Annotated in this window: 27 protein-coding genes; 19 read left to right on the forward strand and 8 right to left on the reverse strand. The window is 41.6% G+C overall.

Annotation, left to right across the window (positions count from 1 at the left end; genetic code table 11):
* Positions 1-3: 3 nt before the first annotated feature.
* From aat to infA, 3 genes are all read left to right on the forward strand, one after another.
* Complete coding sequence (aat, locus tag ORI98_RS02910) at positions 4-711, forward strand: leucyl/phenylalanyl-tRNA--protein transferase (RefSeq protein WP_306134183.1); 708 nt, start codon at positions 4-6, stop codon at positions 709-711.
* Positions 701-1,420, forward strand: a complete 720-nt coding sequence (locus ORI98_RS02915) for an arginyltransferase (RefSeq protein WP_306134184.1) — start codon at positions 701-703, stop codon at positions 1,418-1,420. The genes aat and ORI98_RS02915 overlap by 11 nt, the downstream gene beginning before the upstream one ends.
* 77 nt (positions 1,421-1,497) lie before the next feature.
* Entirely contained in the window at positions 1,498-1,716 is a 219-nt protein-coding gene (infA, locus tag ORI98_RS02920; RefSeq protein ID WP_011496276.1) for a translation initiation factor IF-1, read from the forward strand.
* A gap of 200 nt (positions 1,717-1,916) precedes the next feature.
* On the opposite strand, the gene clpA is transcribed toward infA, so the two are convergent.
* Both clpA and clpS read right to left on the reverse strand, forming a co-directional pair.
* Entirely contained in the window at positions 1,917-4,175 is a 2,259-nt protein-coding gene (gene clpA, locus ORI98_RS02925) for an ATP-dependent Clp protease ATP-binding subunit ClpA (protein WP_306134185.1), read from the reverse strand.
* Positions 4,176-4,213: 38 nt separating this feature from the next.
* Positions 4,214-4,522, reverse strand: a complete 309-nt coding sequence (gene clpS, locus ORI98_RS02930; protein ID WP_188839530.1) for an ATP-dependent Clp protease adapter ClpS — start codon at positions 4,520-4,522, stop codon at positions 4,214-4,216.
* Between the two features lie 195 nt (positions 4,523-4,717).
* On the opposite strand from clpS, the gene cspD reads away from it, so the two are divergent.
* Positions 4,718-4,924: a cold shock domain-containing protein CspD gene (cspD, locus tag ORI98_RS02935; RefSeq protein ID WP_188839529.1), complete on the forward strand. Its 207-nt coding sequence runs from the start codon at positions 4,718-4,720 to the stop codon at positions 4,922-4,924.
* A 124-nt stretch (positions 4,925-5,048) separates the two neighbouring features.
* Here the strand turns inward: cspD and ORI98_RS02940 are convergent, their stop codons facing one another.
* A complete protein-coding gene (locus tag ORI98_RS02940) occupies positions 5,049-7,274 on the reverse strand; it encodes an NADP-dependent isocitrate dehydrogenase (protein WP_306134186.1) in 2,226 nt (741 codons plus the stop codon).
* Between the two features lie 586 nt (positions 7,275-7,860).
* On the opposite strand from ORI98_RS02940, the gene rluE reads away from it, so the two are divergent.
* From rluE to ORI98_RS02970, 6 genes are all read left to right on the forward strand, one after another.
* On the forward strand, positions 7,861-8,490 hold the full coding sequence (rluE, locus tag ORI98_RS02945; RefSeq protein ID WP_306134336.1) for a 23S rRNA pseudouridine(2457) synthase RluE: 630 nt from the start codon (positions 7,861-7,863) through the stop codon (positions 8,488-8,490).
* Positions 8,491-8,494: 4 nt separating this feature from the next.
* Entirely contained in the window at positions 8,495-8,953 is a 459-nt protein-coding gene (locus ORI98_RS02950) for an NUDIX hydrolase (protein ID WP_306134187.1), read from the forward strand.
* A gap of 153 nt (positions 8,954-9,106) precedes the next feature.
* Positions 9,107-10,222, forward strand: coding sequence for a tRNA 2-thiouridine(34) synthase MnmA (mnmA, locus tag ORI98_RS02955; protein ID WP_261297864.1), 1,116 nt, complete (start codon positions 9,107-9,109; stop codon positions 10,220-10,222).
* Between the two features lie 12 nt (positions 10,223-10,234).
* Entirely contained in the window at positions 10,235-10,855 is a 621-nt protein-coding gene (hflD, locus tag ORI98_RS02960; protein WP_261297865.1) for a high frequency lysogenization protein HflD, read from the forward strand.
* A 44-nt stretch (positions 10,856-10,899) separates the two neighbouring features.
* On the forward strand, positions 10,900-12,270 hold the full coding sequence (purB, locus tag ORI98_RS02965; RefSeq protein ID WP_306134188.1) for an adenylosuccinate lyase: 1,371 nt from the start codon (positions 10,900-10,902) through the stop codon (positions 12,268-12,270).
* Positions 12,271-12,375: 105 nt separating this feature from the next.
* Entirely contained in the window at positions 12,376-13,506 is a 1,131-nt protein-coding gene (locus ORI98_RS02970) for a cupin domain-containing protein (protein ID WP_306134189.1), read from the forward strand.
* A gap of 70 nt (positions 13,507-13,576) precedes the next feature.
* Here the strand turns inward: ORI98_RS02970 and ORI98_RS02975 are convergent, their stop codons facing one another.
* Positions 13,577-14,017, reverse strand: coding sequence for a DUF4826 family protein (locus ORI98_RS02975; RefSeq protein WP_261297868.1), 441 nt, complete (start codon positions 14,015-14,017; stop codon positions 13,577-13,579).
* Between the two features lie 392 nt (positions 14,018-14,409).
* Here ORI98_RS02975 and ORI98_RS02980 point away from each other — a divergent pair, with 392 nt between their 5' ends.
* The 5 genes from ORI98_RS02980 to ORI98_RS03000 all read left to right on the forward strand — a co-directional run bounded on the left by ORI98_RS02980 (position 14,410) and on the right by ORI98_RS03000 (position 19,557).
* Positions 14,410-15,441: a Glu/Leu/Phe/Val dehydrogenase dimerization domain-containing protein gene (locus ORI98_RS02980; RefSeq protein WP_306134190.1), complete on the forward strand. Its 1,032-nt coding sequence runs from the start codon at positions 14,410-14,412 to the stop codon at positions 15,439-15,441.
* A gap of 329 nt (positions 15,442-15,770) precedes the next feature.
* A complete protein-coding gene (locus tag ORI98_RS02985; protein ID WP_306134191.1) occupies positions 15,771-16,739 on the forward strand; it encodes a UDP-2,3-diacylglucosamine diphosphatase in 969 nt (322 codons plus the stop codon).
* Positions 16,739-18,472, forward strand: coding sequence for a lysophospholipid acyltransferase family protein (locus tag ORI98_RS02990; protein WP_306134192.1), 1,734 nt, complete (start codon positions 16,739-16,741; stop codon positions 18,470-18,472). Before ORI98_RS02985 ends, ORI98_RS02990 begins: the two co-directional genes overlap by 1 nt.
* A 116-nt stretch (positions 18,473-18,588) precedes the next feature.
* Positions 18,589-19,011, forward strand: a complete 423-nt coding sequence (locus tag ORI98_RS02995; protein ID WP_306134193.1) for a CBS domain-containing protein — start codon at positions 18,589-18,591, stop codon at positions 19,009-19,011.
* A 201-nt stretch (positions 19,012-19,212) separates the two neighbouring features.
* The gene (locus ORI98_RS03000; RefSeq protein ID WP_306134194.1) at positions 19,213-19,557 is read left to right on the forward strand and encodes a hypothetical protein; all 345 of its coding nucleotides are present in this window, start codon (positions 19,213-19,215) and stop codon (positions 19,555-19,557) included.
* Here the strand turns inward: ORI98_RS03000 and ORI98_RS03005 are convergent.
* From ORI98_RS03005 to ORI98_RS03015, 3 genes are all read right to left on the reverse strand, one after another.
* Positions 19,554-20,666 (reverse strand): TonB family protein, encoded by a 1,113-nt coding sequence (locus ORI98_RS03005; protein ID WP_306134196.1) that lies wholly within the window; start codon positions 20,664-20,666, stop codon positions 19,554-19,556. The genes ORI98_RS03000 and ORI98_RS03005 overlap by 4 nt on opposite strands.
* 83 nt (positions 20,667-20,749) lie before the next feature.
* Positions 20,750-21,919 (reverse strand): lipid-transfer protein, encoded by a 1,170-nt coding sequence (locus ORI98_RS03010; RefSeq protein ID WP_306134197.1) that lies wholly within the window; start codon positions 21,917-21,919, stop codon positions 20,750-20,752.
* Positions 21,916-22,329: a PliI family lysozyme inhibitor of I-type lysozyme gene (locus ORI98_RS03015; protein ID WP_306134198.1), complete on the reverse strand. Its 414-nt coding sequence runs from the start codon at positions 22,327-22,329 to the stop codon at positions 21,916-21,918. The genes ORI98_RS03010 and ORI98_RS03015 overlap by 4 nt, the downstream gene beginning before the upstream one ends.
* A gap of 202 nt (positions 22,330-22,531) precedes the next feature.
* Between ORI98_RS03015 and ORI98_RS03020 the strand changes: the two genes are divergently transcribed.
* The 4 genes from ORI98_RS03020 to ORI98_RS03035 are packed head-to-tail and all read left to right on the forward strand — an operon-like array spanning position 22,532 to position 24,808.
* Positions 22,532-23,266: a DUF1538 domain-containing protein gene (locus ORI98_RS03020; RefSeq protein WP_261297876.1), complete on the forward strand. Its 735-nt coding sequence runs from the start codon at positions 22,532-22,534 to the stop codon at positions 23,264-23,266.
* A 9-nt stretch (positions 23,267-23,275) separates the two neighbouring features.
* Positions 23,276-24,070, forward strand: coding sequence for a DUF1538 domain-containing protein (locus ORI98_RS03025; protein WP_306134199.1), 795 nt, complete (start codon positions 23,276-23,278; stop codon positions 24,068-24,070).
* Positions 24,060-24,410: a P-II family nitrogen regulator gene (locus ORI98_RS03030; RefSeq protein WP_306134200.1), complete on the forward strand. Its 351-nt coding sequence runs from the start codon at positions 24,060-24,062 to the stop codon at positions 24,408-24,410. Before ORI98_RS03025 ends, ORI98_RS03030 begins: the two co-directional genes overlap by 11 nt.
* Positions 24,407-24,808: a CBS domain-containing protein gene (locus ORI98_RS03035; protein WP_261297879.1), complete on the forward strand. Its 402-nt coding sequence runs from the start codon at positions 24,407-24,409 to the stop codon at positions 24,806-24,808. The genes ORI98_RS03030 and ORI98_RS03035 overlap by 4 nt, the downstream gene beginning before the upstream one ends.
* Before the next feature lie 114 nt (positions 24,809-24,922).
* Here ORI98_RS03035 and ORI98_RS03040 read toward each other — a convergent pair whose 3' ends face one another.
* Entirely contained in the window at positions 24,923-25,327 is a 405-nt protein-coding gene (locus ORI98_RS03040) for an NUDIX hydrolase (protein WP_306134201.1), read from the reverse strand.
* Positions 25,328-25,743 lie beyond the last annotated feature (416 nt).

Consider the following 25,743-nt stretch of genomic DNA (forward strand, 5'->3'; position numbering starts at 1 on the left):
ATTGTGAATTCACTGTCTTATTTAAATGATTTAATCAACTTTCCCGCTCCTGAAGAGGCGTTAGCGGAACCCAACGGCTTACTTGCTGTTGGCGGTGATTTATCTCCAGCAAGACTGCTAGAGGCTTATTATCACGGTATTTTTCCATGGTTCAACGCAGAAGACCCAATACTTTGGTGGTCACCAAGTCCCAGGGCTGTTTTTGTACCCAAATTAAACTTTGGCAGCAGAAGTTTAAGAAAAACACTCAAGCATGCAACTTGGAAATACACCATTAACCATGCCTTTTTAGATGTCATGGCAGGTTGCGCTCAACCTAGATCCTATCAGCAAGGCACCTGGATCACACCACAAATCCAAATGGCATATTACGAACTGCATTTACAAGGTTTTGCACATTCATTTGAAGTGTGGGATGAGGACAGATTAGTCGGCGGTTTATACGGCATTCCGGTAGGCAATATATTTTGCGGGGAATCCATGTTTCATCGACAAACAAATGCATCCAAAGCTGCATTTACCCTATTAAACCAGCATCTAGCAAAACATGACTTTGCTTTAATTGATGCGCAGCTTATCAATCCGCATTTAGTCAACTTAGGGGCTAAAGCCATTACTCGAACATCATTTTTGTCGATTTTAAGGCAAAAGCGCACTAACCTTGTTGCCCCCGAAATGTGGCTAAAGCAAGAGGTAAAATTTGAACTCTAAATCCATATCTGTTGGTATCAGTAAGCCATTCGATTGCAGCTACATTGAAGGTAACCAAGAACAGCTCCTGGTGATTCAAGAAGAACAATTGGATGCCCAACTATTCGAACAATTGTTATCCATGGGATTTAGGCGCAATGGTAATGCCATTTACAAACCACGTTGTCCACAATGTCAGGCTTGCCAATCGATAAGAGTACCCGTTCACAGCTTTAAGTTGTCTAAAAGGCAGAAGCGAACATTACGAAATAACCAACTTTTGCATTGGAAAGTGGTGACAAAAACAACACTTGAACATTACGCTCTTTATGCACGTTATATCAATGCTCGGCATCACGATGGACCTATGTTTCCCCCAAGCCAATCACAGTTTGATGACTTTTTACTTTGTGACTGGCTACCGCCCACTTTTATCGAACTTTATGATGCAGATAAACTGATTGGTGTTGCCGTTACCGACAACCTGACCCATAGCCTATCGGCCATATACAGCTATTTCGACCCCGAATATGAAAAACATTCATTAGGATCGTTAATGATTTTGATTCAATGCCAATTGGCAAAATCATTAGGAAAACACTTCGTCTATCTAGGCTATCAAATCGATGAAAACCGAAAAATGTCTTACAAGCGGCAGTATCGTCCATATCAAATTTTAACCGCAGAAGGTTGGCAAAATGGTGAACAACTTCACCCTCTTTCGTGTTAACGGCCTTTACAGCAAGGCGATTTTGCGGCATGATACGCCCGATTTTCATATTTGAAGGCTAATGGGATAATTTATTAATGGCGAAAGAAGACAACATTGAAATGCAAGGCACTATCCTTGAGACCTTGCCAAACACAATGTTCCGCGTAGAGCTTGAAAATGGACATGTGGTGATAGCCCACATTTCTGGCAAAATGCGCAAAAACTACATCCGTATTTTAACGGGTGACAAAGTCACTGTTCAGTTGACTCCTTATGATTTATCTAAAGGACGTATCGTCTTCCGCGCACGTTAATGATTATAGTTTTCGTATGAAAAAAACCGACTCAGATGTCGGTTTTTTTATAACTAATTTTTATACTCAAATTGTCAAAGTTGCACGCGCGTTAATCCCATCGCAGTCTGTCTTATCGTGATTATTCTCGCAATCGCACTCTTTAATTTACAGCATAAAAAAAGATGGCTTTTGCCATCTTTTTTCACTAATAAATTCAGTTAAGACACTTTTTCCGGTGTTTCACATTCAATGTGAATTTCATCATTTTTAACGTCAATATGTGCAATACCACCGGCCTCGAGTTTACCGAATAAAATCTCATCCGCTAATGGACGTTTAATCAATTCAGTCACCACACGGCTCATCGGTCGAGCGCCCATGTTTTTGTCGTATCCTTTCTCAGCTAATAAGGTACGCGCCTCATCACTCACCTCTAGCACCACACGCTTATCATCTAATTGCGCTTGCAGCTCAACTAAGAACTTATCAACCACTTTGGCAATTACTGTCATATCCAAATGGTTAAACCAGACGATTGAATCTAAGCGATTACGAAACTCTGGCGAAAATACTTTATTTATTTCCGCCATCGCATCTTGAGTGTGATCTTGTTGCTGGAAGCCTATCGACTTACGAATGGTTTCCTGCACCCCCGCATTGGTGGTCATCACTAAGGTCACATTGCGAAAATCTGCTTTGCGGCCGTTATTATCCGTTAACGTACCATGGTCCATAACCTGCAACAGCAAGTTATAAACTTCAGGATGCGCTTTTTCAATTTCGTCCAATAACACCACGCAATGAGGGTTTTTAATCACGGCATCGGTTAATTGACCTCCTTGATCATACCCGACATAACCTGGAGGTGCGCCAATCAGACGAGATACAGCATGACGCTCCATATACTCAGACATATCAAAACGAATTAACTTTAAACTTAATGCAGCGGCTAACTGATTAGTGACTTCGGTTTTACCCACACCTGTTGGCCCTGCAAATAAGAAACTACCCACTGGCTTCTTATCGCTACCTAAGCCACTGCGAGACAATCTAATGGCGGCTGACAAGCTCTCAATCGCTTTGTCTTGACCGAATACCACCATCTTAAGGTTACGTTCAAGGTTTTTCAGTAAATCCTTGTCAGACGACGACACTGATTTTTCCGGAATGCGGGCTAATTTAGCAATAATGGATTCAATTTCAGCCTGACCGATGGTTTTCTTGCGTTTACTGGCAGGCATCATCACCATTCTCGCACCCGCTTCATCAATCACATCAATGGCTTTGTCGGGTAAATGGCGATCATTAATGTGTTTGGCTGACAAAATCGCTGCACTGCTGATAGCCGCCTGTGTATAACGCACACCATGGTACTCTTCGTACTTCGACTTTAATCCCATCAAAATTTTAGTGGTTTCAGCCACTGAAGGCTCATTGACATCAATTTTTTGGAAGCGACGAGCCAAGGCACGATCTTTTTCAAAAATACTTTGGTATTCCTGGAATGTCGTAGAGCCCATACAACGTAATTTACCACTCGACAACAATGGTTTAAGTAGGTTTGAGGCATCCATCACCCCGCCGGACGCCGCACCAGCACCAATGATGGTGTGGATCTCATCGATAAATAAAATGGCGTGTTCATCGGCCGCGAGTTCTTTTAATAAACTTTTAAACCTTTTTTCAAAATCCCCGCGGTATTTTGTTCCGGCTAACAAGGATCCCATATCAAGTGAATACACAGTAGCATCGGCCATGACATCAGGCACTTGACCATTAACGATGCGATAAGCCAAACCTTCAGCAATTGCGGTTTTACCCACACCTGCCTCGCCCACTAGCAGTGGGTTATTTTTACGACGACGACACAAGGTTTGTACCGCACGCTCAACCTCTGCATCACGACCGATTAATGGATCGATCACTCCGTCTTTTGAAAGCTGATTCAAATTAGCCGCGAATTGCGACAACATACTCCGCTCTTCAGGTGCATCGGTTGGATCATCGATATTTGAATTGTCACTGTCGTCCGCTTTATCTTCATCTTTCGAAAAACCATGAGAAATAAAGTTAACCACATCTAATCGGGTAATTTCACAGCGGCGTAACAAATAAACAGCTTGTGATTCTTGCTCGCTGAAAATAGCCACTAGCACATTAGCGCCTGTAACTTCATTGCGGCCTGATGATTGAACATGAAAGACGGCGCGCTGAAGCACACGCTGAAATCCTAATGTCGGTTGAGTTTCTTTGTCTTCGCTGCTTTCTGCAATAATTGGCGTGGTTTGTTGAATGAAATTATGTACTTCTTCACGCAATTTATTAATATCTGCTCCACAAGCCATTAATGCCTCGTAAGCTGCAGGGTTATCTAATAACGCTAATAATAAATGTTCTACCGTCATGTATTCATGACGCGAATCTCTAGCTTGCTGAAACGCTAGGTTCAAAGTGACCTCTAAGTCTTTGTTCAGCATAAGCACCCCCTAAATTAACCACAAACAGCAGAGTAAGATTATTCTTTCTCTAAACTACACAGTAACGGATGTTGGTTTTCTCTTGCAAATTGATTTACTTGTAAAACTTTAGTTTCTGCAATGCCAAATGGATACACACCGCATAAACCTTTCCCTTTGTGGTGAATGGCCAACATAATATCCACGGCCTGTTGCTCATTCTTATCGAAGAAACGTTGTAGTACTTCCACTACAAAATCCATTGGAGTGTAATCATCGTTATTCAGAACCACTTTATATAAGTTGGGTCTTTGTAGGTCTGATTCAACTTTTTCTTCCGTTTTTTCAATGCTGCCTATTTTAGCCATGCTCTAATACTAGCCTCTCATTTCAATGCCGACCACATGATAATATTAAATTAATTAAATGTTGTCTTTTTGTTAATTTATGCTTGACTTCTTTTCGTACAAATTTCATTCTGTTTGTCAGGCGGCAATTCAAGACCGCTGAATAATAAGTTTTACTATCTTACTGGTAAGTAGACAAAAGAAGGAAGTGGAAGTATGGCAAGCGGAACTGTAAAATGGTTCAACAACGCCAAAGGATTCGGGTTTATTTGCCCAGATCAGGGTGGCGAGGATGTTTTTGCACATTATTCAACCATAGAAATGGAAGGTTATCGAACGCTAAAGGCGGGACAACCAGTTTCTTTTGAGGTAGAAGCAGGCCCTAAAGGGATGCATGCATCAGCCATTTCACCAACTAATTAGTTAGGTGAAACTATAAAGCAAAAAGACAGGGATTTTAATCCCTGTCTTTTTATTTAACCAAAATAAATGCTAAAAAAACAAAAACGCGCCATTCAGGCGCGTTTTTTATTGGCTAAAAAGTGACTTATGCCACGATAAAGCTATTTAAGGTTTTACTTGGGCGCATTACTTTTTCAGCTTTAGCTGCATCTAAGCGGTAGTAACCACCTAAATCTACCGCTGGCCCCTGTGCTGCATTTAACTCAGCCACAATAACAGCTTCATTCGATAATAAATCAGTCGCTAGTTTTGTAAACTTCGCGGCTAATTCTGGATCAGATGTCTGCGCTGCAAGGGCTTGGGCCCAGTAAAGTGCTAAGAAGAAGTGCGATCCACGGTTGTCTAACTCACCCACACGGCGTGAAGGAGACTTGTTGCTATCAAGGAACTGGCCGATAGCGACATCAAGCGCATCTGCGAGCACTTGTGCTTGAGTATTGCCTGTCGTTTGGCTTAGGTGTTCTAAAGATGCTGCAAGTGCTAAGAACTCGCCTAAAGAATCCCAACGTAAGTGGTTTTCTTTTTCAACTTGTTGAACGTGCTTAGGTGCTGAACCGCCTGCACCTGTTTCGAATAATCCGCCACCATTCATTAGAGGTACGATTGAGAGCATTTTAGCACTTGTACCTAGCTCAAGAATTGGGAACAAGTCGGTTAAATAGTCACGTAACACGTTACCAGTAACAGAAATAGTGTCTTCACCTTTGATGATACGGTCTAAGGTGAAACGTGTAGCATCAACCGGTGACATGATGCGGATATCTAATCCTGCAGTGTCATGATCGGCTAAATATGTGTTCACTTTTTTGATTAATTCAGCATCATGTGCACGATTACTGTCTAACCAGAATACCGCTGGAGTATTACTTAAACGTGAACGTTTAACTGCAAGTTTTACCCAGTCACGAATTGGCGCATCTTTCACCTGACACATACGGTAAATATCGCCAGCTTCAACAGCGTGAGTCATTAACACATCACCCGCTTGGTTAATAACCTTGACGGTACCCGCTGCTTTGATTTCAAATGTCTTATCGTGGCTACCGTATTCTTCAGCTTTTTGAGCCATCAAACCCACGTTTGGTACACTGCCCATCGTCGTTGGATTGAAAGCACCGTTAGCTTTACAGAATGCGATGGTCTCTTGATAAACACCTGCATAGCAACGATCTGGGATCATGGCTTTAGTGTCTTTCAATTGGCCATCAGGGCCCCACATTTGGCCAGAAGAGCGAATTGCTGCAGGCATAGAAGCATCAATAATGATGTCGCTAGGCACGTGTAAGTTGGTGATACCTTTGTCTGAATCAACCATAGCAAGCGCTGGGCGAGCGGCATAAACAGCTGCAATATCGGCTTCAACTTCAGCACGTTGTGCATCTGGTAATGATTTAATTTTGGCATATACATCACCAAAACCATTGTTAACATCAACGCCTAGCTCAGCAAATAATGCGCTGTGCTTGTCGAATACGTCTTTGAAGAATACTTTTACTGCATGACCAAAAAGAATTGGGTCAGACACTTTCATCATGGTCGCTTTTAAGTGAAGCGATAATAAAACATCTTCTGATTTAGCCGCTTCAATTTCACGAGTATAGAAATCAACAAGGGCTTTTTTGCTCATCACAGCAGTATCAATCACTTCGTCAGCTAATAAGGCTAAACCTGCTTTTAATACTTGCTCGCTGCCATCAGCTTTCACTAATACGATGCTAACCTTATCGGCTGCAGCTAAAGTCACTGACTGTTCGCTACCGTAGAAGTCGCCTTCTGACATATGCGCAACGTGTGACTTAGAATCACTCGCCCATTTGCCCATTGAATGTGGGTTTTTCTTAGCATAGTTTTTCACAGACGTTGGCGCACGACGATCAGAGTTACCTTCACGTAATACAGGGTTTACCGCACTGCCTTTGATTTTATCATAACGTGATTGAATTTCTTTTTCTGCGTCAGTTTTTGGCTCATCCGGGTAGTTAGGGACGTCATAACCTTGCGCTTGAAGTTCAGCAATACACGCTTTTAATTGAGGAATTGAAGCACTGATATTAGGTAATTTAATAATGTTAGCTTCAGGAAGATTAGCAAGTTCACCGAGTTCAGTTAATGCATCAGCAATTTTTTGCTCTGCTGTTAATTTTTCAGGGAAGTTTGCAATCACACGGCCAGACAAAGAAATGTCACGTGTTTCAACTTTAACGCCCGCAGCATTTGTAAAGGTACGAATAATAGGTAACAGAGAAAGTGTTGCTAGTGCTGGCGCTTCGTCCGTTTCAGTATAAATAATCGTTGGAGAGTTATCTTTCATGGTTTTTCCTACATTATTGTAAATTAATAATTTATTAGAATATTTGGTGCGGATATGTTGACGATTTCACGATGATGTCATCAAGCAAGATGATTATCTGTTTGCTGTGATGAAACGTTGTTTGCCACATGCCTCAAGCGAGGTTTTGATGCGGTAACATTTGTGAAATCCCCTATCCCATTTTTTATTTTTATTAATACTTCCTTCATTGTTTTACTTGAAACAATGAAAAATCAGCTAGTTAAATATATCTCCACAAGCCAATTTAAGAAAAAATTAGGTACAGATCACAATTTTCAGGCCAACATCATAGAGCATTCTGAATAATATTCAAATTCCACTTATGGCGAATAAGCAGTAAACTGGTCGTTGTTCCGATTTTTTAACCCTTTTTACGCATATTTAACGTAAATTTTTTATGCCAACCTGATTCATTAGTGAAAAGTTTCCAGCTTGGAAGTTTCAATCTTATTCAGGACGGTGGCATAACTGAACGCAAAGGCATCAAGCTTTCACTATGGCAACCCCTGTAAAAAACCAATCATTTAAAGCACGTTTTAATAAAAGCCTTGCTAAGAATGCAGCTATGCGCTCGTCGAAAGCATCGCCGATAAAGTCATTGGCTAATAAATCGTCACCTAAAAAACCTCGAACAGCCAATCCCGTCATCGTGCTATTTAATAAGCCATTTGATGTGTTATGCCAATTTACCGATGAAGCTGGCAGAAAAACGTTAAAAGATTTTATCGCCATACCCGATGTTTATGCCGCAGGAAGACTCGACAGAGACAGTGAAGGTTTATTGCTGCTGACCAATGACGGTCAATTACAGGCTAAGCTCACTCAACCAAATCAGAAAACCTTCAAAACTTATTGGGTGCAGGTTGAAGGTGAACCGACTCAACAAGCGATTGAATCGCTTCAGCAAGGTGTTGTATTAAAAGACGGTAAAACCTTGCCAGCCAAAGTACGTGTAATGCTTGCACCTAACATTTGGCCACGTACGCCAGCTGTAAGGGAACGAAAATCCATTCCAACCAGCTGGTTAGAAATTCAAATATGTGAAGGCAAAAACCGTCAAGTCAGACGAATGACGGCGCATGTTGGCTATCCCACACTCAGATTAATCCGTTACAAAATAGGTCAATGGAGTCTCGATAACTTAGCCAATGGTGAATACCAAGTGATTAATCAAACTGCATCAGCCAAGAGTTAGTCCAATGAGTGAACGCTATAAACCCAATACCACGGTTGCCACTATCATTCACTGTGCCGGTAAATTTTTACTGGTAGAAGAACTCATCGACGGTGAAGTGCGTTATAACCAACCCGCGGGTCATCTTGAAGCCGACGAATCGCTCATTGAGGCATGCAAACGTGAAATACTTGAGGAAACGGGTTTAATCATTACTCCGATTTCATTGGTAGGCATTTATCAATTTACCGCCAGTCCTGAGTTGGCATTTGTACGTTTCACTTTTTGTGCAGAATTACCCATTCAAGTGAAATGCGAGCCTCTTGACCCTGTAATTACTCGAACCCATTGGTTTAGCAGAGAGCAAATAGCGAAAAAAGCTGATCAAATGCGAAGCCCGTTAGTGCTTAAATCTATTGATGATTTTATTAAGCAACAAGGTAAACATTATTCGGTTCGGCTGTTAAATTCAGACTATTTATAATCGGTCTGTCATTGAATTCAACAATTACCGTCCCAAGATAGCCCCTAAAGCGAATGCGTGATAGAATACGCGCCGCAGAATTTACACATAATTTCTCTCTTGAAACGTCGAATTTTGGCTTTTCATAGGTATACAGAACGGTTTATAGGATCTATGACATCAATCACACCCACTAATGGTAAAAAAGTCATCGTTGGCATGTCTGGCGGTGTAGATTCTTCAGTTTCAGCTTATCTGCTAATGCAGCAAGGCTATGAAGTTGAAGGTCTATTTATGAAAAACTGGGAAGAAGATGACACGGATGAATATTGCGCTGCGAGTGAAGATTTAAAAGATGCACAAGCGGTTTGCGACAAGCTAGGCATAAAACTGCATACCGTCAATTTTGCCTCTGAATACTGGGATAACGTTTTTGAGTATTTCCTCGCTGAATACAAAGCAGGTCGTACCCCTAACCCCGATATCATGTGTAACAAAGAAATCAAGTTCAAAGCTTTTTTAGAATTCGCTGATGAAATATTAGACGCTGACTTTATTGCAATGGGCCATTATGTTCGTCGTCGTGACAATGCTGATGGCAGCACTCAAATGTTACGCGGAGTCGATAACAACAAAGATCAAAGCTATTTTCTATACACACTAAGCCATGAGCAAGTGGCGCGAAGCTTATTCCCTGTTGGCGAACTTGAAAAGCATCAAGTACGTGATATCGCAAAACAAATGGGACTCATTACCCATGATAAAAAAGACAGTACGGGTATTTGTTTCATTGGTGAACGCAAATTTACCGACTTTTTAGCCACCTACTTACCTGCTATGCCTGGCGATATTGAAACCGCTGAAGGTGAAGTGATCGGTACGCACCAAGGTTTGATGTACCATACATTAGGTCAACGTAAAGGCTTAGGTATCGGCGGTTTAAAGAATAGCAACGAAGACCCATGGTATGTCGTTGATAAAGACTTAGACCGCAATGTATTAGTGGTTGCCCAAGGCGGTAATCACCCGCGATTAATGTCTGTTGGCATGAGCGTAAAACAATTAGATTGGGTTGACCGTAAAGGGCCTGCGGATGCTGAACACATAAGCGTCAAAACCCGATACCGTCAACGTGATGTACAATGCAAAATTAAACATATCAATGAAGACACCATTGAAGTGTTCTTTGATGAACCTGTTGCCGCCGTCACGCCTGGGCAATCGGCAGTTTTTTATGATGGTGAAGTTTGCTTAGGCGGCGGGATCATCGATACGTTAATCAGAGGATAGGTAAGCCACATCGTGACTGACAATATCTTATATGAACGCACCATGGCATTTGCTGGCATTTTACAGGCCATCGGACAAGTGCAATACATCGCCCGTCATGGTGAAAGTGACGAACAAGCGTTAGCGGCTAGCTTGAATACCATTTTAGTCACTAACCCTGAAAGCACCGCTGATGTTTATCCAAACAAAGAAATATTGGATAAAGGCTACCAGCTTATCCAAAATCAACTTGGCGATGGCAGTAACAAAGATGTCGAAACCACCCGTTATTTAGTCGGTGTATTGGCATTAGAGCGCAAACTGTCTCGCTCACCTAACGGTTTAGGCATGTTGGCTGAACGCATTAATCAGGTGCATCGTCAGTTAGCCCATTTTTCGATTACCGATGAACAAGTGCTCGCAAATCTAGCTAGCATTTACAGTGATGTGATTAGTGCTCTTGGCCCTAAACTTCAGATTTCAGGTAATCCAGCATTTTTAAAACAAACTAACGTGCAAAACAAAATTCGCGCATTGCTACTATCAGCTATGCGCAGCGCCGTGTTATGGCGTCAATTAGGTGGCAAACGTCGCCATTTAGTCTTTGCACGAAAAGCGATATTTGATACGGCTGTTAAAAGCCAACAAAAATAAATAATCGAATCACCCTACAATAAAAGTTCACCAAGGAGCTTCAAATGGATCTTTCCGCACTAACTGCTATCTCTCCGGTAGACGGTCGTTATGGTAGTAAAACCGCGTCATTAAGAGGGATTTTCAGCGAGTTCGGTCTTACTAAGTACCGCGTACAAGTTGAGATTAACTGGTTAAAATTATTATCTAGCTGCCCAGAAATTGAAGAAGTACCACCGTTTAGCGAATCAGCATTAGCATTATTAGACAGCATTAAAGATAACTTCAGTGAGCAAGACGCACTACGTGTTAAAACCATTGAAAGCACCACTAACCATGACGTGAAAGCGGTCGAATACTTCATCAAAGAAAAAATTGCCAACAACCCAGAGTTAGTCGCAATCGATGAATTTGTTCACTTTGCCTGTACTTCAGAAGACATTAACAACCTATCACACGGCCTAATGCTTAAAGAAGCTCGTGAACTCGTTGTTGTGCCACAGTGTCAACAAATCGTTGATGCAATCAAGAAGTTAGCCCATGACAATAAAACTGTGCCATTAATGTCACGTACTCATGGTCAACCTGCTTCACCAAGTACCTTAGGCAAAGAAATGGCTAACGTGGTTGTACGTTTAGAACGCCAACTGAAGCAAATTCAAGCTGTTGAAATTATGGGTAAAATCAATGGAGCTGTAGGTAACTACAATGCTCACATATCTGCTTACCCTGAGGTTGATTGGCACGCGTTGTCACAGCGTTTTGTGACAAGCCTAGGCATTAACTGGAACGCTTACACAACACAAATTGAGCCGCATGATTACATTGCTGAATTATTTGATGCTATGGCACGTTTCAACACCATCTTAATCGATTTCGATCGTGACATTTGGGGTTACATTGCGTTAGGTCACTTCAAACAACGCACGATTGCTGGCGAAATTGGCTCTTCAACCATGCCGCATAAAGTTAACCCAATCGACTTTGAAAACTCAGAAGGTAACTTAGGCATCGCCAATGCGCTTATGCAGCATTTAGCCGCTAAATTGCCAGTTTCTCGCTGGCAACGTGATTTAACTGACTCTACCGTATTACGCAATTTAGGTGTTGGTATTGCTCATTCATTAATTGCTTACCAAGCTACCCTAAAAGGGATCAGCAAATTAGAAGTTAACGAAGCGCATTTACGTGCTGAATTAGACGCAAACTGGGAAGTGTTAGCAGAGCCCGTTCAAACGGTAATGCGTCGTTACGGTATTGAAAAACCATACGAAAAACTGAAAGAGTTAACACGTGGTAAACGTATTGATGCACAACAGTTAGCGGTATTTATTGACGGACTTGAGTTACCAGCAGACGTTAAAATTGAACTTAAAAAAATGACTCCAGCTAACTACATTGGCCGTGCAGAGGCATTTGTTGACGAATTAAAATAATTTGTCAACTGAGGATAAAAAGCCTCACCTAATTTAGCGGCACCTCGACATTCGAGTTGCCGCTTTTCTTTTACACTGCTTTCACAACGTACAGAGAGTAAGACCATGTATCAATTAACTTTTGACACCCAAGCCTTCATTAAGCAGTACTGGCAACAAACCCCTGTGGTACTCACACAAGCCTTCGCTGACTTTGTTGACCCAATTGCCGCAGATGAATTAGCAGGTCTTGCTTGCGAAGAAGAAATTTCATCGCGTATTGTTGTCACTAAAGACAATCAATGGGACGTGATCCAAGGCCCCTTTGAAGATTACGATGCTTATGGTGAAACGAAATGGCAACTATTAGTGCAAGCGGTAAATCACTGGTATCCAGACTCTCAACCATTGGTTGATGCATTTCGTTTTTTACCCGATTGGCGCTTTGACGACTTAATGGTGTCATTTGCCACACCTGAAGGCGGCGTAGGCCCACACATTGATAATTATGATGTGTTTATTATTCAAGGTGAAGGTGAACGTCGCTGGAAAGTGGGCGACAAAGGCAATCATCAACGTCGCGGTGGTGATGCTACATCGCCATTAGTGGACGATTTTGAACCTATTATCGACGTTGTATTAAAAAAGGGTGACGTGTTATATATCCCACCAGGTTATCCACACTGTGGCGAGACATTGTCTCTAGCCTTAAGCTATTCAATTGGCTTTAGAGCCCCTAGCCAGCAAGAACTGCTAACTCAACTTGCAGATTCGCTGATTGATAATAACAGCGGTCACAAACGTTTCACCTCAAAGTCTGAGGCAACAGATCCAGGTGTGGTAAGTCAAACTCAGCAGCAAGGTATTATGCAGTTATTGGCAGAGCTAGCCACTCAACCTGAAAAATATCAAACCATGCTTGGTAAATTATTAAGTCAAAACCGTTTTGAACTCGATATTTGTGAAGGTGAAGAACCTGTCACACTCGAAGAATTACAAGAAATGGTACAAGACAATGCCAGTATTGCGCGCATCGGCGGGTTAAAAGTGTTGCGTTTAGAGAACGACCAACAATGTCGTTTATTTATTAATGGCGAAGTATACCCACTTGAAGATGTTACAGAAGCACAGCTAATCCTGTTAGCCAACACAATGACTTTAGATAGCGAAAACGCCACTGATTTATTGGCAAACGCATCTATTGGGCAACTGCTAGTTGAGCTAATCAATCAAGGGTTATATTACCTGGCTGAATAACATCCACTCGCGGGAACAATAAAAAAGGCACATTATGTGCCTTTTTTATTTAGCCAGAATGAAATGAGGTTTAAGACCAGAGTTTTTCATCTTCATGCATTTTGTATAAGCTTTCTGCGCGTGAAACTAACAAATTAGCAAACTTCAACTGAGTCGCATCGCGTGTTGCGCCAGATTTATGAAGGTTTTCAGCTTTAAGTTGCCACATCATTGAAAAGTGACGCAGTGCATCACGAGCAGTTTGTGCAACTTTTACATCAACATAGTCAGACGGTAAATCACCTGACATGACCCAAAATGTTTGTTTGGTAGGCTGTTTTGAGTCCATTTTCCAAATCGCAAGGTATGGCGCAAGATAACGACTTTCATCTGCAAAAACCTTATTAGGGATCACGCCTTTTTCCGCGAGAAAACGATTTGCTTTTTGGAATTGTGTTTTTACCCATTGCTGTCTTAATGCTTCTTGATCAACAGCAGGCTCTGCAACCTGTTCAACTACTTCATCAGCCATAACACTTCCTATCTTATTGTTATTAAGCATACATGGGTTATTTTTTATTCATCCATTATGCTGAAATTCACACTCAACACTAAAATACTTTACGTTTACGTAAAGTGGCAAGCAAAATTGCCAGCTTGATCACAAAAATTACGTCATCAGGCTTTGTTGAGAGTATCGCTAAATGCTATCGTGCTGCAATACTAAATATCGAATTTGATTCATTTACGACATTTAATATGAACAGGATATAAAGTATCGCCAAGCCTGTGTGGTAGCTTAATCTACCCTACTTTGGCGTTGTTATAACTGTTATCTTAAGCGTCAGAATAAATAACCAAAGCGTTAATAATTAAGTGTTAGTCAAAACTAACACACGACCATAAAGCAAGTGGAGAATTTACGTGGCTGTATTTAATCATGTCTCGTTTGATGAGCACGAACAAGTTGTGTTTTGTCATGATAAAGAAAGTGGCTTGAAAGCTATTATTGCAGTGCATAACACCAACAAAGGCCCTGCCGTTGGTGGTTGTAGAATGTGGAATTATCAATCTGACGATGAAGCGCTCACCGATGTATTGCGCCTGTCGCGCGGTATGACCTATAAAAATGCACTTGCAGGCTTAACTATGGGTGGTGGTAAAGCGGTTATTATTGCTGATCCAAAAACCACAGATCGTGAAAAATTATTTCTTGCATTTGGCCGTTTCGTTAATAGCTTAGGCGGTAAATACTATTCTGCCGAAGATGTGGGTGTATCAACTTCAGATATGATGATTGCAAACCGCGAAACGCCATATGTTGCTGGATTAGAAGGCAAATCGGGTGACCCGTCACCTCTTACCGCTTTAGGCACTTATTTAGGTATTAAAGCTGCGGTAAAACATCAACGTGGTATTGATAGCCTTAAGGGCATTAAGGTATCCGTGCAAGGCGTCGGACACGTGGGATATTACCTTTGTAAGCACTTGCATGAAGAAGGCGCTGAATTAGTCGTGACCGATATTCATCAAGCATCGTTAGATCGTGTTGCCAGTGAATTTGGCGCAACCGTGGTTGAACCACAAGATATCTACAATCAAGATGTTGATGTGTATGCACCATGCGCGCTAGGGGCAACCTTAAACGATATTACCCTGCCATTATTGAAAGCGACGATTGTCGCAGGTTGTGCCAACAACCAGCTGGCAGAAGTGCGTCACGGTGAAAAATTAAAAGAAATGGGCATTTTGTATGCACCAGATTACGTCATTAATGCCGGTGGTATTATTAACGTATCATTTGAAAATAACTACGATAAAGCGGCATCGGTTGCCAAGGTAGAACAAATCTATCAAACCTTGCTGACCATCTTTACTCGCGCAGATGCAGAAAATCGCACCACAGGCTCTGTGGCAGATGAAATGGCAAGAGCCATTATTGATGCTGCACGATAGTTCATCGCGATAATCTTAAAGACTATATTGTTCAAGACTATATTGTTCAAGACTATACCGTTTAAAAGGGAAGCTTAGCTTCCCTTTTTTGTTACTAGCATCAAAAGGGTCGATTGAACTTGCAAGACTGTTTTGCAGTGCATCGTCCTTAGAGCTAGCCAGTCCACAATCACCGCACTAAATTCGTTTGATCTCGAACAACATTCTACCAGTAAATATTCCCCCTCGTATTATTCATCCAATTGCAATATTTCCGTCACCGTTTAGTCAATTTCCGCCATTAAGCTGAAGCTAACTTAATACAGTGCTATTTGGTAGAGAGTAAATAAATGAATAAAATAAGCACACTATTCAAGCAAGCGACTCAAGCTAACGCGCATTCATCAACCTATGTGCCCCCCGCCTTAACCTCTTCATTATCCAAAGCAAAAAAAACAGCCCATGAATCAAATAGCCAACAAGGTTTTTATGCTGTGTGGTTATCCGATGTTCACCTAGGAAGTATCGATTGTAAGGCTGAGTTTTTATTAGATTTTTTGAATAACACTCACTGTCAGCATTTATATCTTGTCGGCGATATTATCGATATTTGGGCATTAAAAAAACGGGTATTTTGGCCAGATAGCCATCAAGCCGTGTTGACAAAAATACTCGAACTAGCCCAAAACGGCACCCAAGTATTCTATATACCAGGCAATCACGACGAGTTATTTAAAGCCTATGTTAACAGTCACTTTAGGGGGATCACCATTGCACCCGATTATGTACATCAATCAATCTTGGGTAAAAGATGCTTAATGTTACACGGTGATCAATTTGATTCTGAAGTGTGTGTAAGTCGCACCTATGCCAAATTAGGAGACCATTTATATGATGTCTTATTGTGGCTAAATCGCAATCTACACCATGTACGTAGTCAACTGGGATACCCCTATTGGTCATTGGCAAGTTACATCAAATTACGCGTAAACAAAGCACAGCAGGCCATAAATAGTTTTCGTGATGCGGTCATTCGATTTGCCGATAAACAGCAGGTCGACATGGTCATTTGTGGCCATATCCACCAACCAGAGCTTTCCATTCATCACAGTGGTGAACGGCAAATCATCTATGCCAATGACGGAGATTGGGTTGAAAACTGCACCTTGGTGGTTGAAACCTTATTAGGCGAGTTTCAGTTATTAAAGTGGGATGAGCAGAACAAAATCCCCAATATCATTGAACGTGTTGAAACGGATCAGCCTCTACCAACAGCCACATTTCAGCCATTACAACAGCCAAACCAGAAGGTGGCATAATGAAATCAAGGCAAATGATGTTTACAGTCGACCAAATGGTGGAACAAAACCTGCCACTATTAGCCAATAAACCCTGGTTAGCTAAACCCACTAAAGCCATGCTTCGCTACTTGCTGCACGAACAGCAGTGTAATGATATCGCTCAGCAGCACCAACATCTTACCGGCGTAGATTTTGTTGAACAGGTGCTCGCCAGCTTTAATTTCAGTTATAGCGTTCCCAACAATGAAATTGAAAATATCCCCATTGACGGTCGTGTGATCATTTATGCCAACCATCCTATCGGCTCGCTTGATGCATTGGCACTGATAAAGTTAATCAGTAAAGTTCGACCTGATATCAAAGTCGTCGCCAATGAATTACTCATGGCCATTAAGCCATTACATGCCATTTTGCTACCGGTAAGAAACATGACAGGTGGCACCCCAAAACAGCATTTTGACAATATCCACCAGCATTTAAAATCTGAAGGGGCGTTATTAATATTTCCCTCCGGTGAAGTGTCACGTTTACGCCCCAGCGGTGTGACAGATTTACTCTGGCAAACGGGTTTTGTCAAAATGGCCAAAGCCTGCCATGCGCCGTTACTGCCGATGTTTGTTGATGCGAAAAACTCGGCTACATTCTATGGCGCATCGATGCTGTATAAACCCTTAGCGACACTATTACTGGTCAAAGAGATGTTTCGTCAAGTCAACCAAGTGATGCCAGTTCGAATTGGTAAATTGATTGCTAAAGAAACCGTTGCCAACAATGACTTTCCGCTAAAAACACAGGTGAAGTTACTCAAAAATCACCTTTACCGTATTGGTAAAAACCGGCCACCTTTATTTAGTACCCAAAATGCCGTTGCTCACCCAGAATCTCGAACCAACTTACAACAGGAATTACAATTATGTGAGCCATTGGGACACACTTCTGACAATAAAGTGATCTACCTTTACCAGCATAAAAAAAGTAGCGCGATTATGCGTGAAATTGGTCGTTTACGTGAAATCGCTTTCAGAGCGGTGGGTGAAGGTACGGGAAAACACAGAGACATAGATAAATATGACAATGATTATTGGCATCTAGTGTTATGGGACAAAGACGATTTAGAGATAGTCGGCGCATATCGTTTTGTCAGTGCCAAACATATGCATCAGCAAAATACAGCCAATGGCTTATACAGCGAAACCTTGTTCACTTACCATGCCAATTTCGCGCCCTATTTTGAACAGGGATTAGAGTTAGGCAGAAGCTTTGTACAACCAAAATATTGGGGCCGCAGAAGCCTTGAATACCTGTGGCAAGGTATTGGTGCCTTTTTGGTAAAACACCCACAATATCGATACTTGTTTGGCCCAGTGACAATAAGTAACAGCTATCCTGAGCCTGCGAAAGAAATACTCATCCATTTCTATCAAAACCAATTTCCAAGCCAGGTTGATTTAGCTAAATCACATAACGCGTTTTTTATAACTGATGAACGGTCACACCAATTACACCGCCTATTTAACGGGAATAATTATGCTGACAATTTTAAAATTCTCAAAAGGACATTAGCAAACATGGGCGTATCAGTACCGACACTATTTAAGCAATATGGTGAGTTGTGTGAAGATCAGGGCGTGCAGTTTATTGATTTTGGTATTGATGCTGAATTTGGTGATTGTATTGATGGTTTAGTCTTAGTGGATATTCATCAACTCAAACCCCATAAAGCACAAAAATACCTTGGCATCACCCCTTAGAATTGACTTGAATGACTTAACAATGTGGCTAACTCGTTGTTGTAATATAGTTTATCTGCTATAAATTAATAACGCGGCTAAGCAAAGCTGAAGATGCCGAGTTAAAGAGGATAAATATGCCTGCAGCAATCACACTTGTTAGCCACATTATGACCAAGCGAATTGTCACTATTTCAATTGATGATCGTTTATCTGTTGCTAAACACATTTTTGATAATGTCACCTTTCATCATTTGTTAGCCATTGATGAAGACGACAATTTACAGGGTATTTTATCCCATCGTGATTTTTTGAAAGCACTAAGCCCCAATCTCGGCACTGCTGCTGAACTGATTAGAGACACTGAAACCCTCAACAAACGCGTACATCAAGTCATGAGTCACAATCCAATCACAGTTGCACCTCATACCACCTTAAAACAAGCCTGTGAAATCATTCTTGAGCACGGCATTGGCAGTTTGCCAGTATTAGATAGTGGTACTTTAGTGGGCATTATCACCTGGAAAGACTTACTAAGAGCCTATAGCGATAACGACTAAATAGAGGTCAGTCTCCGCAATCTCAAATAAGTGTATAGCCAGACATTTTGCAAGAAAAAATAGTTAAATATATTTTTCGTTTAGCCACCAATCAATTAGCCCATATTCTTAAAAGCGTCATATTTTGGTACTGGAAACTGTCACATTACTCTGCTTAGATTAATACACCTTTGGGAGAGTAAAGTGCAATGGAGCGATGCCATGATTAAGTTCAGTTATCTTTTAAATCAGGACAATTTTGAGTTACAAGCCAGCAATTGGTGCGGCTTAGAAAAAGTACTGCTTAATGGTAAAGTGGTATCGCAAAAGTTCAACTTTGGCATTTTAAGCAATCACGATATCTTATTGAAAAATGGTAAAAAATATAATCTACAATTATTAGTCGATCCACAAACTGATCTGCTCACATGCAGAATTTATAACCAACAAAATTTAATCACCGTATTGAAACAAGGCAAAAATCAGCTACAAAAAAGCCAGCGACTTATTGAGGCTGGCTTAGTGTGTATGCTGTTCTCGCTAGTCACGGTTTACATGGTAATTTAGCTATCAGCAATGGTGAAATCTAGACGCACTTTGGCTTCGGCTTCAACCGGATTCCCGTCAACAAACTTAGGGGCATAGCGCCATTTTTGAATGGCCTCTAACGATTCTTTTTCAAAACGTTTTCCGCCCTTTGAATCTAATACCGATGCCGATTTAACAAAGCCATTTGCATCAATGGTAAACACCATATCAACCCATCCCGATTTTCTGTCTTTTGCATAGGATTTTGGATAATTTGGATGATGTCTAAATAAGGGCACTTGATCCTGATCATCCGACCAAGGCTTCATCTTACCAATCGCAATACAGTGTGCCGTCGCTTGTTGGCTATTATTTTGTTTCTCGTACAACTCAACCAGCACAGCGTGGGCATGTAACTCTGATGGATGGCTATAATCAAGGGCTTGATACTGTTTAATCACCTCAAGAAATAAGCGCTCTGCTGTATCATAGTGTTTTTCAGCAAACTGGATGGATGCGGCCAAGTAAGTGGCATCAACGCGGATAATAGCATCCTCTGGAAGATGTTGGCTGTAAATGTCATACGCCTTTAAACCATAGTTTTTTATGGTGTGATTATATTCGGGGGTTTTATATAAGTGTTTAAATGCCGCAGTATACACTTCAGCTAGCAATAGGGGGTCATTTAATGACTTAGCCACATCAATGGCATCTTCAAACAGTGCTTGGGCCTTTTTGTCATTGGTTGTTGACTCTGCAGCTAACAACATAGGATCTAACACTTCAATGCTATCGTCACCATAATGTGCCTGGTAGCTGGCCAGCACTTTGTTGTAATTCTGACTTGCGGAAACCTTATCACCACTATCACGCTGCGCATTGGCAAGGTTCATCAGTAACTTCGCTGTATCGATGTGGTTTTCACCAAAGCTGACTTTTCCTAAATCATAAGCTTGCTGAGCGTACACTAATGTTTGCTTACTATCATTTGCGGCAACGGCTTGTTGATAAGCTTGATAACTTGAAGAAAAATCATCTGCTTGCACCATAAGCGATAGCATGCTCGACACTAACACACTGCCGTAAACACACATTCTGATGTTTGCAGTAATAGTATTAGAATTAAACTGGAAGGTTTTATGTTTCATATAGATTCCATTCTCTATTTGTCAGTGTAAAGTGCCTATACTTGGCACTAAAAAGATAAGATTTTACAACAGATACAGTAACATCAATTACCGTACAAAGTCACTACAACAGCCCCACCTAGACCCACATTATGTTGTAAAGCTAAGCGAGCACCTTGCACTTGACGATCACCTGCTTGACCGCGTAAATGCCAAACAAGTTCAGCACATTGTGCTATACCTGTCGCCCCTATTGGGTGACCTTTTGACATAAGTCCACCTGACGGCCCAATAACAAATTGACCACCATAGGTATTATTGCCCGCATTGATAAATTGCTCCGCTTCGCCCTCAGCACACAAGCCTAATGCCTCGTAGGTGATCACTTCATTTGGGGTAAAACAATCATGTAATTCAATCACATCAATATCTTGTGGTGCAATACCCGCTGTATTATACACGTTCGCTGCAGCCATCATTGTCATTGACTTACCAACGGCATTGATAGGATCTTGCCATGAAACCTGAGTATCAGTTGCCATAGACTGAGCCAAAATTTTCACCGCTGCCCCAAGGTTGTGCTGTTTTGCAAAGCGCTCACTACACACTATCACCGCGGCGGCGCCGCAAGTCGGCGGACATGCCATTAGGCGAGTTAAATACCCGTCATATATGACCTTATCTGCTAACACCTGATCTGTGCACAGTGGCATTCTAAATAACGCGTTAGGGTTATTAATAGCATGACGGCGAGATTTGACCGCCACCTGAGCAAATAGCTTAGAAGACACATGGTATTTATCCATGTAATGCTTACCCGCCGCGCCAAAAGCACGCAACGCAATCGGACCATCGGGAGCAGTGAAGGTTGATAATACCGGATCCATTCTAGTAAATGGGCTTTCACGGTCCTGCCAATGTGCGCCTAAAGCTCCGGGTTGCATTTCTTCAAAGCCAAACGCTAATGCACAATCCACTTCACCCGATAACACGGCCTGTCTGGCTAAATAGAGTGCTGTAGAACCACTTGCACAATTATTGTTTACATTAATGATTGGAATACCACTTTGGATCACATCATAAAACGCATGTTGCGCGCAGGTGCTGTCACCATAAATATAAGCACCAAAAGCCTGCTGAATATTGCCTGCCGATAAACCACTATCTGCTAAAGCTAATGCTATCGCCTTGGCAGCCATAACCCGATAAGGCTGATGTTGACCAGGCTTACAAAACGGCGTCATTCCCACGCCAGCGATCACGACGTTATTCATGGCGCGACCTGACATATTGTAACAACATCACCTGTTATACAGACATTATTGATAGCCTGATATTGGCCGCTACCTGCAGTGACAGTAGTAATAGAGATTTGGCTACCCCCATCAAAATTGTCGTTGAGAGCTGTGTTGATAATCGTCCCATCACGCACAAAAGTTACCGCCGAGGCAAAGTCACCAACGTCTATATCACGATACAGTTTTACGCTAATACTCCCAATGGAACGCGGTTCTAAACGCCCTTCTTCAATCACTACTGACATTCCATTTTTCAACCTTAGCACCTGTAAATAACCATCAGACTGATTGACCGTGATGTTACTTACGTCATTATCAGCACACATAGCGGGGCTATTGAACACAAATACACACACTAACATTAAAATATTACATGTTTTCCACATCACAAAACTCCTTTTAAATCTTGAAAGTTATCATACCCTGAATGATGGCAATGTGAATGTCAAACACAGTTACCTATCTCACAGCAATTGCACATTTATTGATTAACATCAAACAAATGGTGACTTTTGTAAACAATTTGTTGAGTTCCTTGATTACTAAGGCACACTGAAAATATGACTTACTGATTTTTATGGAGGATAGATGTCTGCAGTGCTGAAGCTTTTAACCTCAATGTTCAGTAGCTTTAAAGATTTGGTGCCGATTATCTTAGTTGTTGGCTTTTTCGAAATTTTTATCTTACAACAAGCACCCGATCATTTAGGCTCAATCTTAATTGGCTTAATGTTTATTGTCCTTGGACTAACCTTTTTCGTGTTCGGCCTTGAAATGGGGTTATTTCCGATTGGGGAATCTCTTGCAGAAGCCCTTGCCCGCAAAGGCAGTGTTTTTTGGTTGGTCATATTTTCATTTTCGCTCGGTTTTGGTACCACCTTAGCAGAACCGGCCCTCACCGCGGTTGCCAATGAGGCCGCAAAAGTTGCGGCCGAATCAGGTGCAATAGCTAATGATGAAACATCATTAGATGATTACGCCATGGGATTGCGCTTAACGGTAGCGATATCTGTGGGATTAGCCATTTTACTCGGCGTAATTCGTATTTTAAAAGGCTGGCCTATTCATTACATCATTATTGGCGGTTATGTATTAGTGATGATCCTCACCTCATTCGCACCACCTAGCATCATAGGTATCGCTTACGATTCCGGCGGCGTCACCACGTCTACCATTACGGTTCCTTTAGTGACCGCGCTGGGTGTTGGCTTAGCGACCGTCATTAAAGGACGAAACCCCATGCTTGATGGATTTGGATTAATTGCATTTGCTAGCCTTACGCCGATGATTTTTGTGATGGTGTACGGCATGATTTTTTTATAAGGAGCCAAGATGTTTTATCAGTTATTGGAAACCTTATTACTGACAGCTAGAGACGTTGTCCCCATTGCCATTATCTTATTTGGTTTTCAACTAGGTGTACTAAAACGCCCTATTCCTAACTGGCGTAAAGTCGCGCTGGGTTTTGTGTATGTCATTATTGGGCTGACGTTTTTCTTAGTCGGCCTTGAATTGGCATTATTTCCCATTGGCGAAAGCATGGCAAATCAATTAACCACACCTGCGTTTTTACACCCTGATGGCTCACTTACCCCCTTTATTTGGCAAGACTATTTATGGGTGTATATTTTTGCCGCAGCAATAGGATTTAGCACCACCATTGCCGAGCCATCCCTAATCGCCGTAGCAATTAAAGCCAATGAAGTATCAGGCGGTACCATAGGGATTCAGGGTTTACGGATCTCGGTGGCGATTGGTGTCGCCTTTGGGATTTCTTTAGGCTGTTTTCGTATTGTGGTAGGTGATCCCATTCATTACTACATTATGGGCGGCTATATTATTGTGGTCATTCAAACCTTTTACGCCCCTAAAATGATAATTCCATTGGCATATGACTCTGGTGGAGTCACCACCTCAACCGTTACCGTGCCGCTTGTTGCCGCCCTAGGGTTAGGTTTAGCCACCAATGTAGAAGGTCGTAACCCTTTAATTGATGGATTTGGTCTTATTGCTTTTGCCAGTTTATTTCCGATTATTTCCGTGATGGCCTATGCCCAAATAGTCGAATATATCTCTAAACGTAAAGCTGCTGCTGAGCAGCAAGAGGAGCATACAGATGCGCTTTAAATTAATTGTCGCCTTTGTTGATGACGACTGTACCGATGACATTTTAGATGCAGCCCGTGAAGCCGGTGCGACTGGCGCAACAGTCATTAATCACGCGCGCGGCGAAGGGCTAATTAAGAAAAAAACCTTTATGGGCTTAGGATTAGATGTACAACGAGATGTTATTTTATGGTTAGTTGAAGAGCACATGTCACGCCATATTTTGGAAACGATCGCCAGAGTCGGTAAGTTTGACACTAACAAAGGCCGTGGCATTGCCATTCAAATTGATGTGGAAGACGCTGTTGGGGTTGCCCATCAAGTGCAAGAGCTGACAAAAGAAATTGAGGACCAGATATGAACGCTAAAACCCCTGTCAGAAACCGCGATGTATTAAACCAAGATTACGCCATGGTAGAAGGCACAATTACGGTTTCAGAGGCTATTGCCGTGGCTTTGGCTAAAAATGTCAAAGTGTTAGTGGTAAACAAGCGTTCTGAACATGACGAATACGGATTAGTTTTGATGAGTGATATTGCACGCAAAGTGTTGGCTAAAGACAAGTCACCAGATCGCACCAACGTATATGAAATTATGATCAAACCGGTTTTTTCTGTCTCGGCCGATATGGACGTACGTTATACCGCCAGACTATTTGAGCGTTTTGACATCAATAAAGCGCCAGTGTTAGAAGACAACGATATAAAAGGGTTCGTAACCTACGATGATATTGTGTTAAAAGGCATGATCAACACCTAATTAAATAACATGGTTTTTAACAAGACATACGCCATAAGCATCATTAAGTGTAAACAAGTGAGCCGTATTCAAACCTCGGCTCTATTTATTTTTGCTGTTTACATTTAATCCGAATTAAAATACTCGGCTGTCGACTTCGCCAACAAACCCAATACAAGCTTTGACTCTGTGCAACTGCACTGCTGACAAGGCTAATAAATCAGTATATTGATATTCACTGTGTTCATTACTTAGCTTAATGGTAAAAGGTTCAACAAGTGTGCATTTAAAAATAAACACTTGTGATTGATAAGCACTGTGATAATAAACACCTGAAAGATAATCAATGTTAATATCGCAGCCTAATTCTTCCAAGCACTCGCGTTTAACCGCTTGGTGTATTGTTTCGCCTAACTCTAGTGCACCACCAGGTAAGCCCCAACATTTATCACCATAAGTCGCTTTAACCTGTAATACCTGCCCTTGGATGTTCGTTATCACTGCATGGGCACTAAGCCGAAACAAATCATTAAATGCCATTGTCATTCCTGTTTATTTCATTATTTGAACGCCAAATAGAGCTTAGCGACAAAGTAAATAGCCACCATTATTTGAAGGTAAAACCTCTACGGTCATTAACGCTCAGATAATAAGCAAAACATCACTTTAAACCTCAAACAACCCGTTGCATACTCGCTAGGGCTGTTGATCTTTCAAGGTTATTTTGCAGCAAATTATTGGTAATTTGTACAAGCCAGAGACTTTGTGGTGTAGTTATTCTACAGAATAAGTCGATAACGCAGTACAAATGACCCACAAACGCTGCCCGAAGGGTTCGGCTATAAACATTTTTAACTCGAACTAAACTCAACCAGCAAAATCAACAGCCCTAGTTAGCAAAAAAAGATAACCAGCGAGCATACAAGGAGTTAAGGTAGATTGTGTAGGTTGCATCA

This window comes from Shewanella sp. ULN5 (assembly GCF_030731885.1).
Taxonomy (GTDB): domain Bacteria; phylum Pseudomonadota; class Gammaproteobacteria; order Enterobacterales; family Shewanellaceae; genus Shewanella; species Shewanella holmiensis.